Here is a 15,258-nt window from a genome sequence, read left to right on the forward strand (position 1 = left end):
ACGCTCAACCCATGAAGAAGCTGTGAGAGTGAGATGCCTCACACGAGGCAACCGTCACGGGACGCTCCGGTCCCGATCGGGCCTCGCTCCACCCACCCGCGCCACCGCCCCCGGGACCACCGCGGACCGCCGCCCCACCCCGCCCGTACGCCGCGTTCCCTCGCCCCCACGACTCCCCATAAGCCGTTGGACCACCACGCCCCCTCTTGGCCACCATGGCCGCATGGCTGCTCCCGTTACCCCGCCGCAGACCCCGTCCGACCTCCCCGGGCCGCCACGCACGCTCGACCGCCGCGAGGGCCCGTACGGCGAGGTGGTCCTGCGGGAACGGGCCGGGTCCCCGGGCGGCCCGCCCGTCGTCCACGAGATCATCGCCAACGGCTGCTTCCTGATGGACACCTCCGACGGCCGCTCCGAGCGCCTGCTGGTCGACGCCGCGCTGCACGAGCTGCCGGCCGGCCGGCAGCGGCCCGCCGTCCTCATCGGCGGCCTGGGCGTCGGCTTCTCGCTGGCCCGGGCGGCCGAGCAGCCGCGCTGGGGCCGGATCACGGTCGTCGAACGCGAGGCCGCGGTCATCGACTGGCACCGGACCGGCCCGCTGTCCGCGATCTCGGCCGCGGCGCTGGCCGACCCGCGCAGCGAGATCCTGCACACCGACCTCGTCGCCCACCTCCGCACCCCCGCCGGCCCGCACGCCCAAGGGACGCCCGCCGACGAAGCGTCCCCCGACCGGACGGGGACCGACCCGACCTCCGCCGCCGGCGCCGATACCGTCCGCTACGACGCCCTCTGCCTCGACATCGACAACGGCCCCGACTGGACCGTCACCGAGGACAACAACGGCCTCTACTCCCCCGCCGGCCTCGCCGCCTGCCGGGACCGGCTCACCCCGGGCGGGGTACTCGCCGTCTGGTCCGCGCAGCCCTCCCCGGCGTTCGAGGAAGCGTTGCGAAATGCCGGTTTCCAGGGGGTGCGTACGGAAGAGATCCCGGTTGTCCGAGGAGTCCCCGACGTGGTCCACCTCGCTCGGAAGGGTGCGTAGCCGACAGTCACACCATGCCCGTACGCTGCTGCCCAGCAAGACGCGACCACGCAGGAACATGCAGGGGCGGGCGATGGACCAGACTCAGACAAACGCAGGGCGGCGCCGCCGCTGCCACACCGGGCGCCCAGCGCCGGGTGCTGGTGGTGGAGGACGACCCCACGATCGTCGAAGCCATCGCGGCCAGACTGCGCGCCGAGGGCTTCCAGGTGCAGACGGCCACCGACGGCCCGGCCGCGGTGGACACCGCCGAGGCCTGGCAGCCCGACCTGCTGGTCCTGGACGTGATGCTGCCGGGCTTCGACGGCCTGGAGGTCTGCCGCCGGGTCCAGGCCCAGCGCCCCGTTCCGGTGATGATGCTCACCGCCCGGGACGACGAGACGGACATGCTGGTCGGCCTCGGCGTCGGCGCCGACGACTACATGACCAAGCCGTTCTCCATGCGCGAGCTGGCCGCCCGGGTGCACGTCCTGCTCCGCCGGGTCGAGCGCGCCGCGCTGGCCGCGCACACCCCGCGCAGCGGCATCCTCCGACTGGGTGAGCTGGAGATCGACCACGCCCAGCGCCGGGTCCGGGTCCGCGGGAGCGACGTCCATCTGACCCCGACCGAGTTCGACCTGCTGGTCTGCCTGGCGAACACCCCGCGCGCGGTGCTCTCCCGCGAGCAGCTGCTGGCCGAGGTGTGGGACTGGGCGGACGCCTCCGGGACCCGTACGGTCGACAGCCACATCAAGGCACTCCGCCGCAAGATCGGCGCCGAGCGGATCCGTACGGTCCACGGCGTCGGCTACGCCCTGGAGACCCCGCCGGCATGAGCCCCTGGCGCCTGCGTTCCTGGCCGCTGCCGAAACGCCGGTGGTGGCGGACCCCCGTCCGTGAGCTGGGAAAACGGGTCTGGGAGGCGCTGCGCCCGCTGGACCCGTACCGCTCCGTCAAGGCCGCGCTCGGCGCACTGGTCAGCGTCTCGGTGATCATCACCACCCTGCTCGTGTTCGTCGCGATGCACTCGGCGACCGAGCTGCGGGTGATCACGATCTTCTCGATCATCGCCTCGCTGCTGATCACCCAGTTCGTGGCGAACAGCCTGACCGCCCCGCTCGGCGAGATGACGGACGTCACCCGCGCGATGGCGCACGGTGACTACACCCGCCGGGTGCGCGCGGACCGCCGCGACGAGTTCGGCGACCTGGCCGACGCCTTCAACCGGATGGCGGCCGACCTCGAAGCGGTGGACACCCACCGCAAGGAGCTGGTGGCCAATGTCTCGCACGAGCTGCGCACGCCGATCGCCGCGCTGCGGGCCGTGCTGGAGAACGTCGTCGACGGCGTCTGCGAGCCCGACCCCGAGACGATGCGGACCGCCCTGAAGCAGACCGAGCGGCTGGGCCGCCTGGTCGAGCACCTCCTCGACCTGTCGCGGCTGGACAACGGCGTGGTGCCGCTGCACACCCGGCGCTTCGAGGTCTGGCCGTATCTGTCCGGGGTGCTCAAGGAGGCCAACATGAGCCGCGGCGCCTCCACCCTCTCCGGGGTGACCGGCTCCGGCACCCACACCCGTACGGACGTCCATCTGCACCTCGACGTCTCGCCGCCGGAGCTGACCGCGTACGCGGACGCGGAGCGGCTGCACCAGGTCGTGGCGAATCTCATCGACAACGCGATCAAGCACAGTCCCCGGCACGGCCGGGTCACCGTGCGTGCCCGGCGCGGCGAGAGCCCGGGGGGCCTGGAGCTGGAGGTGCAGGACGAGGGCCCCGGCATCCCGGAGTCGGAGCGCTACCGGGTCTTCGAGCGCTTCAACCGCGGCGGTCCCGGCCCCTCGGGCCCGGGGACGGACGGCGGTACGGGCCTGGGCCTGGCGATCGCCCGCTGGGCGGTGGACCTGCACGGCGGCCGGATCGGCGTGGCCGAATCGGCACGGGGTTGCCGAATCCGGGTCACTCTTCCGGGGCAGGAGTCATCACGGAGCTGACGACCGTACGGACGGTCGCTGGCGTAGGGTCGGTGGTAGGAGCACTCACCCCGTGGGTGCGACGCCGGTGAGTGCTACCCGCACGCGGGCAAACTTCGTGTGTTTCCCGCCAAGTCATGCCCTGAAACCCTTCGGTGAATGTGACGTGCGCGACGAGTGGCCCTCCCGGACTGCACCAAAGGTCACAAGAGGCGTAGCCTTTATTCCCGCTGTCCACCACCTTAGGAAGCGGAAGAGGGCGGTTGCCGCCGTGTCGCTACAGTCCCCCAACACTTCGAGCATCTCTAACGAGGCCGATCAAGCGGGGCAGGGCAAGAGCCCTGCTGCTGCCTTCGGCCCCAATGAGTGGCTCGTCGATGAGATCTACCAGCAGTACCTCCAGGACCCGAACTCGGTAGACCGAGCCTGGTGGGACTTCTTCGCCGACTACAAGCCGGGCGGCGCCACCGCGCCGAGCACGCCGGCGGAGGCCCCCGCCCCCGCCGGGGCCGCCCCGGCCCAGTCGTCCCCCGCGGCCCCGGCCGCGGACGGGCCGAAGCCCGCCGCCGCGCCGGCCACCCCGGCCGCGAGCGCCCCGGCCCCCGCCAAGCCCGCGCCGGCCAAGGCCGCCGAGGCCAAGGCCGCCGCCGCGAAGCCCGCGCCGAAGCCGTCCGGTGCAAGCACCGGCTCCACCGGAGCGGCTGGCGCCGCGCGCACTGTGGCGGCCGACGGCGAGGCCCCGGCCGCCGGTCCCGAGTTCGTCACCCTGCGCGGCCCGTCGGCCGCCGTTGCGAAGAACATGAACGCCTCCCTGGAGCTGCCGACGGCCACGTCCGTCCGCGCGGTCCCGGTGAAGCTGCTCTTCGACAACCGCATCGTCATCAACAACCACCTCAAGCGCGCCCGGGGCGGGAAGGTCTCCTTCACCCACCTCATCGGGTACGCGATGGTGCAGGCCCTCAAGGCCATGCCGTCGATGAACTACTCCTTCGCGCAGAAGGACGGCAAGCCGACCCTGGTCAAGCCCGAGCACGTCAACCTCGGCCTGGCCATCGACCTGGTGAAGCCGAACGGCGAGCGCCAGCTGGTCGTCGCCGCCATCAAGAAGGCCGAGACGCTCTCGTTCTTCGAGTTCTGGCAGGCCTACGAGGACATCGTCCGCCGGGCCCGGGACAACAAGCTGACGATGGACGACTTCACCGGAGTCACCGCGTCGCTGACCAACCCCGGCGGCATCGGTACGGTCCACTCCGTGCCGCGCCTGATGCCCGGCCAGTCGATGATCATGGGCGTCGGCGCGATGGACTACCCCGCCGAGTTCCAGGGCACCTCGCAGGACGCCCTGAACAAGATGGGCATCTCCAAGGTCATGACGCTGACCAGCACCTATGACCACCGCGTGATCCAGGGCGCCGCCTCCGGCGAGTTCCTGCGCATCATGAGCCAGCTGCTGCTCGGCGAGAACGACTTCTACGACGAGATCTTCAAGTCGCTGCGGATCCCGTACGAGCCGATCCGCTGGATGCGCGACATCGACGCGTCGCACGACGACGACGTCACCAAGGCCGCACGGGTCTTCGAGCTGATCCACTCCTACCGGGTCCGCGGCCACGTCATGGCCGACACCGACCCGCTGGAGTACCACCAGCGCAAGCACCCCGACCTGGACATCACCGAGCACGGCCTCACCCTGTGGGACCTGGAGCGGGAGTTCGCGGTCGGCGGCTTCTCCGGCAAGTCCATGATGAAGCTGCGCGACATCCTGGGCGTGCTGCGCGACTCGTACTGCCGCACCACCGGCATCGAGTTCATGCACATCCAGGACCCCAAGCAGCGCAAGTGGATCCAGGACCGGGTCGAGCGTCAGCACAAGTCGCCCGAGCGCGAGGAGCAGCTGCGCATCCTGCGCCGGCTGAACTCCGCCGAGGCGTTCGAGACGTTCCTGCAGACCAAGTACGTCGGCCAGAAGCGCTTCTCGCTGGAGGGCGGCGAGTCCGTCATCCCGCTGCTGGACGCGGTCATCGACTCCGCGGCCGAGTCGCGGCTGGACGAGGTCGTCATCGGCATGGCCCACCGCGGCCGCCTCAACGTCCTCGCCAACATCGTCGGCAAGTCCTACGCGCAGATCTTCCGCGAGTTCGAGGGCAACCTCGACCCGAAGTCGATGCACGGCTCCGGCGACGTGAAGTACCACCTGGGCGCCGAGGGCACCTTCACCGGCCTGGACGGCGAGCAGATCAAGGTCTCGCTGACCGCCAACCCCTCCCACCTGGAGGCCGTGGACCCGGTCGTCGAGGGTGTCGCGCGCGCCAAGCAGGACATCATCAACAAGGGCGGCACGGACTTCACCGTCCTGCCGATCCAGCTGCACGGTGACGCGGCGTTCGCCGGCCAGGGCGTGGTCGCCGAGACGCTGAACATGTCGCAGCTGCGCGGCTACCGCACCGGCGGCACGGTGCACGTCGTCATCAACAACCAGGTCGGCTTCACCGCCGCCCCGGAGTCGTCGCGCTCCTCCATGTACGCCACCGACGTGGCCCGCATGATCGAGGCGCCGATCTTCCACGTGAACGGTGACGACCCCGAGGCCGTCGTCCGCGTCGCCCGTCTGGCCTTCGAGTTCCGCCAGGCGTTCAACAAGGACGTGGTCATCGACCTCATCTGCTACCGCCGCCGCGGCCACAACGAGTCGGACAACCCGGCCTTCACCCAGCCGCTGATGTACGACCTGATCGACAAGAAGCGCTCGGTGCGCAAGCTCTACACCGAGTCGCTGATCGGCCGTGGCGACATCACCCTCGAAGAGGCGGAGCAGGCGCTCCAGGACTTCCAGGGACAGCTGGAGAAGGTCTTCACCGAGGTCCGCGACGCCACGACGGCTCCGGCCGCCCCCGAGGTGCCGCAGCCCAAGGCGGAGTTCCCGGTCTTCGTCGACACCGCGATCTCCCAGGAGGTCGTCAAGCGGATCGCCGAGTCGCAGGTCAACATCCCCGAGCACATCACCGTGCACCCGCGTCTGCTGCCCCAGCTGCAGCGCCGCGCGGCCCAGGTCGAGGACAACGCGATCGACTGGGGCATGGGCGAGACCCTCGCCGTCGGTTCGCTGCTGATGGAGGGCACCCCGGTCCGGCTCGCCGGCCAGGACTCCCGCCGCGGCACGTTCGGCCAGCGGCACGCGGTGCTCATCGACCGCGAGACCGGCGAGGACTACACCCCGCTGCTCTACCTCTCCGAGGACCAGGCCCGCTTCAACGTCTACGACTCGCTGCTGAGCGAGTACGCGGCGATGGGCTTCGAGTACGGCTACTCGCTGGCCCGCCCCGAGGCGCTGGTCATGTGGGAGGCCCAGTTCGGTGACTTCGTCAACGGCGCGCAGACCGTCGTCGACGAGTTCATCTCCTCGGCCGAGCAGAAGTGGGGCCAGACCTCCGGCGTCACCCTCCTCCTGCCGCACGGCTACGAGGGCCAGGGCCCGGACCACTCCTCGGCCCGGATCGAGCGGTTCCTGCAGCTCTGCGCGCAGAACAACATGACCGTGGCGATGCCGACGCTGCCCTCCAACTACTTCCACCTGCTGCGCTGGCAGGTGCACAACCCGCACCACAAGCCGCTCATCGTCTTCACCCCGAAGTCGATGCTGCGTCTGAAGGCCGCGGCGTCGAAGACGGAGGAGTTCACCTCGGGCGGCTTCCGTCCGGTGATCGGCGACTCCACGGTCAAGCCCGAGAACGTCCGCAAGGTCGTCTTCTGCTCCGGCAAGGTCTACTACGACCTGGACGCCGAGCGGCAGAAGCGGGGCGCGGACGACACCGCGATCGTCCGCATCGAGCGGCTCTACCCGCTGCCCGGCAAGGAGCTCCAGGCGGAGATCGCCAAGTTCCCGAACGCCGAGAAGTACCTGTGGGCGCAGGAAGAGCCGGCGAACCAGGGTGCCTGGCCGTTCCTCGGCCTCAACCTGATCGACCACCTCGACCTGGCGGTCGGTGCCGACGTCCCGCACGGCGAGCGGCTGCGGCGCATCTCGCGCCCGCACTCCTCGTCCCCGGCCGTCGGCTCCGCCAAGCGCCACCAGGCCGAGCAGGCCCAGCTGGTCGCGGAGGTCTTCGACGCGTAGGCGTCACCGGACCGACAGGCAGCAGCGGAAGGGCCCGTCCCCTCGGGGGCGGGCCCTTCCGCCTGCTCCGGTCAGACGGGCTGGGGCTCGAAGTCCCAGTACGGCCGGCGCCGGCGCCGGGCCGAGACGGTGTGGGGGTGTTCGGCGCCCAGGGTCTCGATGAGCTGCTGGACGGCCTCCTGCTCCAGTTTCGCGGCGTCCCTGGCGCGGCGCAGGGCCCGCAGGTCGTCGGCGAGCGCGGTCTTGGCGGACAGGGTCAGCGGATGGGTGTCGCCGAGCACTTCCGTGGCCCGCCGCACGATGTCCTGGCCGAGCTCGACGGCGCCTTCCTCGTCGTCGGCGCGGTTGCGGGCCGCGGCCGCGTTCAGGGCGCATCCCAGGGTCCAGGGGTGGTCCGGGCCCACCGCCGCGGTCATCCCGGCGAGCGCTTCCGCCGCGAGGGCCAGGGCCTGGGCGTGCTCGCCGAATTCCGACCGGACGAGCCCGACGTTGCCCAGCGTGCCCAGGGCGTACGGGTGCTGGCCCCGACCAGGGCGCGGTAGCGTTCGGCCACCTCCTCGGCCAGGTCCCGGGCCCGTCCGAGGTCGCCGTGTTCGCGCAGGAACGTGGCGTGATCGGCCATCATCATGAGGGTGTCCGGGTGCCGTGCGCCCAGGACCCGCTTGCTGCGTTCGACCACGTCCGGCAGCAGTGCCTCGGCCTGCGCGGTCTCGCCCATACGGCGCATGCACAGGGCGAGGTTGTGCTCGGCCCGGAGGCTCTGCGGGGTGTGGCGTCCCATGACCTGGCGGTGCAGCCGGGCGTTCAGCTCCTGGCGGGAGAGGGCGTCGCGGTACCGTCCGGTCAGCCGCAGCATCCGGGCGTAGAGGGTGCCGGTGCCGAGCGTGAGGTGGTGGCGGGCGCGCAGCTCGCGCTCGCGGATCGTGACCACCTCGCGGAGCAGGACCAGCGCCTTCTCGTAGCGCCCGAGCAGGCCCAGGGCGATGGCGAGGTTGTTGCGGGAGGCGACCGCGCGCGGTGCTTCCGGGCCGAGCAACTCGGTGTACCGGCCGGCGACCTCCTCGAAGAGGGCGCAGGCCCGTTCGTAGGCGCCGAGGGTCATCAGCGTGCCGGCCAGGCCGTCCTTGGCCCGCAGCAGATCGGCATCGGCCTCGCCGCGTTCGGTCTCCAGCTCGTCCACGATCGCGCTGCCGACCGCCTCCGCCTCGCGGTACCGGCCCAGCCGGCGCAGCATGTTGGCGTGCTGGTGGGTCAGCACGAGCATGGTGCGGTGGGTGGGCGCGAGCCGGTTCTTCCAGCGGAACATGAACTGTTCGCACAGCCGCAGGCCCATGCGGTACTCGCCGCGCACCCGGAGGTATTCGACGCAGTTGATGACCAGGCCCTGGACCGCGGGTTCGGCGCTGTCCAGCGCGCCGGCCGGCTCCAGGTGCGGGATGAGCTCGGCGTAGCGGTCCCACTCGCGGGTGTCGAACGGGTTCTGGGGATCGGCCGAGACCAGCACCCGGCAGGCCGTCGCGGACAGCTTGTCGCGTTCGTCCTCGGACATGTCGCTGCGCAGGAAGCGGTGGTAGAGCCGGTGCATCTGCGCGGTTTCGACGGCCGGGTCGGAGTCCTGGGAGTTCTGGTAGTCGAGGCGTACCGCGGTGGACTCGGTCAGCCGGCGGAGCGCGGTGTTCCAGCTGATCGGTTCGGCGGCGAGATCGGCCAGGTGCTCGGGCAGGTCGCCGCGGCGGGCCTTGGCCAGTTTGGGCACCGGGATGGCGTCCGGCGCGAAGAAGGCGAACAGTTTGAGGAGTTCGACCGCGGCCGGGCTGCGTTCCCGGAGGGTGTTGAGGGTTATGGCCCAACTGGTCTGGAAGGCCATCGGGTAGTCGGTGGAGATGCGGATCCCGACGAGACTGGGCTCGCCCCGCCGGATCAGTTCGATGTACTCCCTGGGCGGCATCGGGTTGGCGTCCAGCCAGGCCGCGGTCTGCGCCAGCAGCAGGGGCAGGTCCTGCACCGCGTCCGCCAGGTCGTCGGCGTCCCTGGGCGTCAGCCGCGGGGCGCGGCGCCGGGCGTAGGCGACGCTCTCGACCCGGGTGAAGGGCAGCACCTCGATCTCCTGGGCGCTGCCGGAGCCGGACCAGTCACGGGTGAGCGTGGTGATCAGGACATGGCCCCGGCCGTCCGGGACGAGGTCCTCGATCTGCTCCATGTCGTCGGCGCTGTCGAAGATCAGCAGCCAGCGGCGGTAGGGGCGTCCGGTGCGCAGTGCCTCGTGCACCGCCCTGATCCGGTCGCCGATCTCCTGGCCGACCGGCAGGCCGAGCCGGGAGGCCAGCTCGGCGAGCTGCTCGCGCGCCGCGCCGCGGTGGGTGGCGCTGATCCACCACACCACGTCGTAGTCGTTGCCGAACCGGTGCGCGTACTCGGCCGCGATCTGGCTCTTGCCGACGCCGGAGATGCCGTACAGCGCGATCCGGGTCTCCTGCGGCGGGTCGGAACCGGCGGCTCCGGAGCCGGCCAGCCTGTTGTGGAGTTCTTCGAGGACGTTGTCCCGGCCGGTGAAGCGGTTGTTGCGGCGGGGAATGTTCCAGACCTCGGGCGGGTCGTTCGGGAAGCGCGGTGCTCCGGGGCCCGGCTCGTGCCCCGGCGGGAGCGTGGCGGTGACGCCGAGCCGGTTCAGTACCCGGCGGTTGGCCTCGCGGGCGTCGAGGTCCCGGAGGTCGGCGGGCCGCAGCAGGGAGGCCGTGGCGGGCAGGCTCTGGGTCGCGACGCTCACCGCCGCGAACCGGTCGGCGTGCGGCTGCACCACCTCGCGCAGTGCGGTGGTCCATTCGTCCTGGGTCTTGGGGCCCAGCCGGAAGTACCAGTCGTCCAGCACCATCAGGAGCCGGCCCTCGGCCTGCAGCAGGCCGGACAGTTCCTCGGCCAGCGCGGTGTCCGCCCGGGGGTCCCAGCGCAGCAGGGTCGTGCGGTAGTTCAGCTGCTCCAGCTGGTGCGAGAGCCAGGCGGCCCAGGGCCTGGCGAAGCCCGCATAACTGATCGTGACGTGGTCTGCGGAGCCGGCGGAACCGGTCTGATCAGCCATGCGACCGTCTCCCTGCGATAAGCGGTGCGTCGAGCATGCGCGAGCTGGCTGGCACGATAACCCAAGTGTGCACCGATTCGCCGACTGTGCGTCAGGTCATGTCGGCACGCCGCCAGTTGGGTGTCAGCGCGGCGTTCATCCGGCTTGCGACGTGGCGGATCAGCCGCTCCAGGTCGGCGCAGTAGACGGACGGGTTGCGGAAGCCGCTGTCGGCGTCGCGGTAGCGGTGGGCGTAGTTGCCGCCCCCGCAGACCGTCACCAGCGGGCAGGCCCGGCACTGCTCGCCGAGGCCGGCCAGGCCCTGTTGCCGGGCCGCCAGACCGGGGTGGGCGAGGGCCTGGTCGAAGCTGTGCCGGAAGACGTCCAGACCGGTGGCGGCGGCGCCGTCGTACGCGGACTTGAGCGAGTCCACCTGCTCGATGGCGCCGTCGGTGTCCACCACCAGGGCGACCACGGGCGACAGTCCGACCGCCTCGGTGGAGCTGGGCCGCCCCAGGAGCAGCCCGATGATCTCGGTGAAGAGCCGTATCCGGGGCCCGGGCGCCGGCTCGTCCCACCACAGGTCGAAGACCGTGCAGAGCCAGTCACCGTACGGTGTGGGGCCCGCGGGGCGGGGCGGCGGGGCCGGCGGGCTGGACCAGTTGGCGTGCGGCAGCAGGAAGTCGAGCATCGGCGGGGACAGGGCGCGAAGGCTCCGGTGGACCTGCCCGGGGTCGGTGGCGGGGTCGATGGTGCAGAGGATGCCGGCGAACGCGTCGGGCCGGGCGGCCAGCAGCCGGGCCGCACGGGCGGCTGCGGGCCAGGAGGGCCGGCCCGCGTGGTCGACCCGGCGGTGGTTCAGCCCGGCGGTGCCGCCGTCCAGGCTGAGCCCGACCAGGAATCCCGCGTCGGCCAGGGTGTTCAGGCCGGCGGCGGTGAGGAGGGTGCCGTTGGTCTGGACACCGAAGCTCACCGCGCAGTACGCGGGCACCGCCGCGCGGATGGCCTGCGCCTGTTCCAGGAGCGGGCCCGGCCCGGTGAGCAGCGGCTCCCCACCGTGCAGATCGATGCGGATGTCGGGGAGGTGGTGGGCGCTGACGTGTTCGGCGATCCGGTGGGCGGTCTGGCGCACGGTGTCCGGCCGGACGGTCAGCGGCCGGCTCTGCCAGCTGCGGTCCGGACCGGTGTAGAGGTAGCAGTACGTGCAGGCCAGATTGCACCGGCTGTGCAGCTTGAGCACGAATTGCCGGAAGGGGGCCGCGGTGCCCCGGTCGGTTCTGCGCACCACGACGCCGCCCCCCTGCCTGGGTCGCGGTTCCCTGGACACCCGTCGACGCCCGCTGCTCCATGTCTGGCTCAGCCCGGAAAAAGCAATCAATTCCGATCGATAACTGGCTGAATTCTTTAACCTATTGCCCAGAATCAATCGTTGCGGGGAGAGCGCCGCAGGCCCACATGGGAAGGGCCGTCGTCGTAATAGGCCACCGCCTCGTCCTCCGGCAGCCAATTGCGGAGCAGCAGGCCCGCCACTTCCCGGAGCACCGGATGGGACGTCAGCTCGGACAACGCACCCACATCGACCGCCGCGAAATCCGGCAGCGGCTCGGCCGACGGCCCGGGCGGGGCGGCCGCAGCCGGTTCGGTGCGGGGGGTGTTCGCCACGCTGCTCTCCTCTGGCCGGCTGGACGGGGGTGTTCCCGGACTCCTGTCCACGGAAACACGTGCGGGCGGCGGCGGCCGGGCGGCCGGCCGGGGGTGCCGGGGGCTCAGGCGGGGGATTCGAGGGCGCGCATGCGGGCGCGGGTGCGCTGCGCCTCGGGGCCGGGGTCGGCGGCGGTGCGCTGCCAGTGTTCCCAGCTCTCGCGGTAGGCCTGGAGCGCGGAGCGGGGGCCGGCGGTGACTTCGAGGACCTCGCCCCGGCGGTGGTGGGCGCGGGCGGCCAGCAGGGCGCTGCCGGCCCGGCCGGCGGCCTCGGCGGCGCGGCGGTAGCAGGCCGCGGCGCGGTCGTGGCGCTCGCGGGAGCCGAACCGGCGGTCCAGCAGCAGCTGCACGTCCCCGACCTCGATCCACGCCTCGGCACACACTACGTCCGGCACCCCGGCGCCCCGGGCGGCCAGTTCCAGGATCCAGTCGGCCTCGTGCAGATCGGCGACCGAGGGCCGGCGCTCGTGGCGCAGCCGCAGCGCCCGCCCGAACAGCAGCCGGTGACTGCCGAGATCGGGGTCCTGCGGCGCGACCCTGGCCAGCGCCTCGCGCAGGACGTGCACCGCCTCGTCGGCCAGCCGCCGGCCGGGCTCCTCGGCCGGCTCCTGGCGGGCCCGCAGCAGCAGCGCGGCACCCCGTTCGGCGAGCAGCGAGCTGTGCGCGGGGGTGTCCGGGGCGGTCAGCCGGAGCGCGGCGGCGAGCGCGTCGATCGCCGCGTCCAGGGCCGCGAGCGCGCCGGTACGGGTATGAACGGCGCGCTGGGCCGCGGCGATCCGGCGCAGGCTGTCGGCCTCCAGCGCCGCGTCGCCGAGGGACCGCGCGAGCGCCCGGGCCCGCTCCAGGGTGGGGAGCACCGACGGCAGCCCCGCGCCGCCGCCCAGCCGGCGGGCCGCCGCCAGGTCGAGCAGTGTCTCGCACACCAGGCGGTCGGCGTCGCCGCCGCGGCGGCGCAGCAGGACGGTGGCGGTGTCGAGGTCGTCGGCGGCGCGCACCGCGAGCACCTCGGCGGGACGGGCCGCGCCGGGCGCTTCGGGCCGGCCGGCGGCGGCCCGGCGGGCCTGGTCGAGCAGCACCCCGCCGCGGGCGGCGTAGACCTCGCCGGGGACCTGCTCCCCGCTGGGCCAGTGGTCGAGGAGTGTGGTGAGGGAGCGCTCCGCCTCGTCGAGCGGGTCCGGGGGGAGCGGCTGTGCCGGGGGACCGTCCGGACCGGTGCTGCCGGCCGACGACGGGGTCGCGGCGGGCTCCGGGACGGCCGTCTCCGGCAGGGCGGCCAGCCGGCGCAGGACCTCGGTGCGCAGCACCATGCTCTCCAGGACCCGGGGGTCGAGCAGGCTCATCAGCCCGCAGGCGGCGTCCAGTCGGCGGGCGGCCTCGGCGAGCGCGGTGCGCTCCCCGGCCGGGTCACCGGCGGCACGGCGCTCCCGGGCGCGGGCGTGGGCGACCCGGCCGAGCACGATCAGCACCCGGGTCCGCTCGGCCGCAGCGGCGTCGTCGCCCCCGGTGCCGTCCCGAGAGCCGTCGCCTTCCGCGGTGTCCGCGGGGGCCGCCGCCCCCAGGGCGCGTTCCGCCGCGCGCACCGCCCGTTCCGCCTCCTCCAGGGCGTCCGGCTGGCGCCATTCCGCCCAGGCGTGCAGCAGCGCCCGGGCGAGGTCCGTGCCGGCCGGCGGGAGGCGTTCCGCGGCGGCCCGCAGCAGCCGGACCGCCGCGATCAGGTCGCGGACGGCGCGGTCCTGTTCGTAGCGCTCCAGGAGGGCGGCGCCGTCCGCCGCCGGTCCGTCGGAGGCGTACGGCCGCCGGTCGGGCGGGCGCAGCGCCGGTTCGAAGCGGCGCAGGACGCGTTCGGAGACCCGGGCGAACGGTTCGGGCACCGCCCGCTGTCCGGTCTCCGGCTCCCGGCCGCTGCCGGAGAGCATGGCCACCGCGACCGCCGGAAAATTGCGCGCGCTGCGGCCGAAGGTGCGCTCGATGTAGAGCGAGCAGTGCTTGAGCACCAGCGCAGCCTCACCCGCGCTCAGCCGGGCGAGCAGTGCGTCCCGTACACCGGGCACGAAGTCGTACCAGGGGCCGGTCGCCGCGAGCCGCTCCTCCGGGAGGCCGGCGCCCGGGCTGCGCTCCCCCGGCGGGAAGTCCTCCGGCGGCACCTGCACGACCAGTCCGCTCAGCAGCACCTCGGCCAGCTCGGCCGGCCCGGTCTGGGGCAGCATCGCGCGCTGGACGAGCTGGATGACGGGCAGCGCGAGCGGCACGGCGGAGAGGTGCACCGCGAGCAGCCGGGCGGCCGGCGACGCCTGCTGGTCGAACTCCCGGACCATCCGGGAGGGTTCGCCGCTCCCGGGCGCGGGCGGCGGCCCGGAGCGCGGTTCGGCGCCGTGGTCGGCGCGGACGACGGAGGCCGCGCCGCGCAGCGAGAGACCGGGCTCCGCGGCGGCCAGCCGGGCCCAGGAGCCCAGCGCGGACGGGGTGGCGGCGAGCACCGGGACGGCCCGCTCGCGCGGCGGCTCGGTCTCCGTGCCCGGTGGCGGAGCGGGCCGGCGACGGCGCCGGGCGGGCCGGAAGTCGAGGGCTTGGTACGGGCCCTGGCGCCGGACCAGGGTGCCGGCGACGGCGGGCAGCAGCGTCCGCCCCCACATCCGCTGCGGCAGCGGCTGGACCACGGCGAGCGGGGCGTCGGCCGCCCAGCGGTAGAGCAGCCGCTGCATCCGGCCGTCGCGCCAGAGGGGGCCGGCGCAGTCGCTGACGACGAGGGTGAGGTGGTGGCCCGTCGGGTCGTGCAGCTGGTCGGCGGGGCGCAGCGGACGGCCGGGGCCGGGGTCGCGGCGACGCCGACGTCCGCGCCGTGCGGATGGAGGTAGTGGACCGTGACGTCCCGGAAGGCGCCCACCCGCTCGCAGACCTGGCGCAGGTCGTGCAGCATCTGCTCCCATACGGCCATCGAGGACGAGCCGTCCATCAGCAGCCGGAGCCCGGCCGTGCGGCGGTGCACCCCGCGCAGTACCGGGATGACCATCTCGGCGTGCGCGGAGAGTTCGGCGGTGGCCCGCTCGTCCAGCTTGCGGCGGACCGGCGCGGCCGGCGGGCGGTACCGCTGGACCGGCCGCAGGGCGCGCTGCAGCGGCAGGAGTCCGGGGAACGCGGAGGCGATCGGGACCGCGACCTCGCCGAGGCGGTGGTGGTCCGGGTCGGTGCCGTGCTCGTGCCGGGCGGGCAGCAGCTCCGCGACGCGGCGCCGGGCCGCCTCCCGGAGGGCGGCGGCGGACGCGGCCCCGTCGGCTGCCGGGTCCGGGGAGCCGTCGCCCTCGGACGATGCTCCCTTCGCGCCCGTCAGACCCGGTGACGCGGGAGGACCCACCCGGAAAGTGGCCGGATCCGCACGGTCGGGACGGCCGTCGGCA

The 15,258-nt window shown here is 73.1% G+C and carries 9 protein-coding genes and 1 pseudogene; 5 read left to right on the forward strand and 5 right to left on the reverse strand.

What is annotated here, in order from left to right; translation table 11 throughout:
• Positions 1-223 precede the first annotated feature (223 nt).
• From OJ254_RS03035 to OJ254_RS03050, 4 genes and pseudogenes are all read left to right on the forward strand, one after another.
• Positions 224-1,042 carry a spermidine synthase family protein gene (locus tag OJ254_RS03035; RefSeq protein ID WP_265361135.1) on the forward strand — a complete coding sequence of 273 codons (819 nt, stop codon included), beginning with the start codon at positions 224-226 and terminating at the stop codon, positions 1,040-1,042.
• A 73-nt stretch (positions 1,043-1,115) separates the two neighbouring features.
• A pseudogene (locus tag OJ254_RS03040) lies at positions 1,116-1,857 on the forward strand (response regulator transcription factor).
• Positions 1,854-3,014, forward strand: coding sequence for a HAMP domain-containing sensor histidine kinase (locus OJ254_RS03045; RefSeq protein WP_265361138.1), 1,161 nt, complete (start codon positions 1,854-1,856; stop codon positions 3,012-3,014). Before OJ254_RS03040 ends, OJ254_RS03045 begins: the two are co-directional and overlap by 4 nt.
• A 250-nt stretch (positions 3,015-3,264) precedes the next feature.
• Complete coding sequence (locus OJ254_RS03050) at positions 3,265-7,107, forward strand: multifunctional oxoglutarate decarboxylase/oxoglutarate dehydrogenase thiamine pyrophosphate-binding subunit/dihydrolipoyllysine-residue succinyltransferase subunit (protein WP_265361139.1); 3,843 nt, start codon at positions 3,265-3,267, stop codon at positions 7,105-7,107.
• Between the two features lie 71 nt (positions 7,108-7,178).
• Here OJ254_RS03050 and OJ254_RS31870 read toward each other — a convergent pair whose 3' ends face one another.
• From OJ254_RS31870 to OJ254_RS03070, 5 genes are all read right to left on the reverse strand, one after another.
• Entirely contained in the window at positions 7,179-7,613 is a 435-nt protein-coding gene (locus OJ254_RS31870) for a tetratricopeptide repeat protein (RefSeq protein WP_481005511.1), read from the reverse strand.
• Complete coding sequence (fxsT, locus tag OJ254_RS03055) at positions 7,520-10,183, reverse strand: FxSxx-COOH system tetratricopeptide repeat protein (RefSeq protein WP_481004111.1); 2,664 nt, start codon at positions 10,181-10,183, stop codon at positions 7,520-7,522. Before fxsT ends, OJ254_RS31870 begins: the two co-directional genes overlap by 94 nt.
• A 91-nt stretch (positions 10,184-10,274) precedes the next feature.
• The gene (locus tag OJ254_RS03060; RefSeq protein WP_265361141.1) at positions 10,275-11,450 is read right to left on the reverse strand and encodes an FxsB family cyclophane-forming radical SAM/SPASM peptide maturase; all 1,176 of its coding nucleotides are present in this window, start codon (positions 11,448-11,450) and stop codon (positions 10,275-10,277) included.
• Positions 11,451-11,584: 134 nt separating this feature from the next.
• Entirely contained in the window at positions 11,585-11,824 is a 240-nt protein-coding gene (locus tag OJ254_RS03065; RefSeq protein ID WP_265361143.1) for a YxD-tail cyclophane-containing RiPP peptide, read from the reverse strand.
• 104 nt (positions 11,825-11,928) lie between these two features.
• The gene (locus tag OJ254_RS03070; RefSeq protein ID WP_265361144.1) at positions 11,929-14,790 is read right to left on the reverse strand and encodes an SAV_2336 N-terminal domain-related protein; all 2,862 of its coding nucleotides are present in this window, start codon (positions 14,788-14,790) and stop codon (positions 11,929-11,931) included.
• Between OJ254_RS03070 and OJ254_RS03075 the strand changes: the two genes are divergently transcribed.
• A complete protein-coding gene (locus OJ254_RS03075) occupies positions 14,703-15,200 on the forward strand; it encodes a hypothetical protein (protein ID WP_265365387.1) in 498 nt (165 codons plus the stop codon). The genes OJ254_RS03070 and OJ254_RS03075 overlap by 88 nt on opposite strands.
• The last annotated feature ends 58 nt before the right edge of the window (positions 15,201-15,258 follow it).

This window comes from Streptomyces endophytica, assembly GCF_026153355.1.
In the GTDB taxonomy this organism is placed as follows: Bacteria; Actinomycetota; Actinomycetes; order Streptomycetales; family Streptomycetaceae; genus Streptomyces; species Streptomyces endophytica.

Coding starts and splice junctions, on each gene's coding strand:
- OJ254_RS03035 (WP_265361135.1), top strand. CDS start 224: ATGGCTGCTCCCGTTACCCCGCCGCAGACCCCGTCCGACCTCCCCGGG.
- OJ254_RS03045 (WP_265361138.1), top strand. CDS start 1,854: ATGAGCCCCTGGCGCCTGCGTTCCTGGCCGCTGCCGAAACGCCGGTGG.
- fxsT (WP_481004111.1), bottom strand. CDS start 10,183: ATGGCTGATCAGACCGGTTCCGCCGGCTCCGCAGACCACGTCACGATC.
- OJ254_RS03070 (WP_265361144.1), bottom strand. CDS start 14,790: ATGGGAGCAGATGCTGCACGACCTGCGCCAGGTCTGCGAGCGGGTGGG.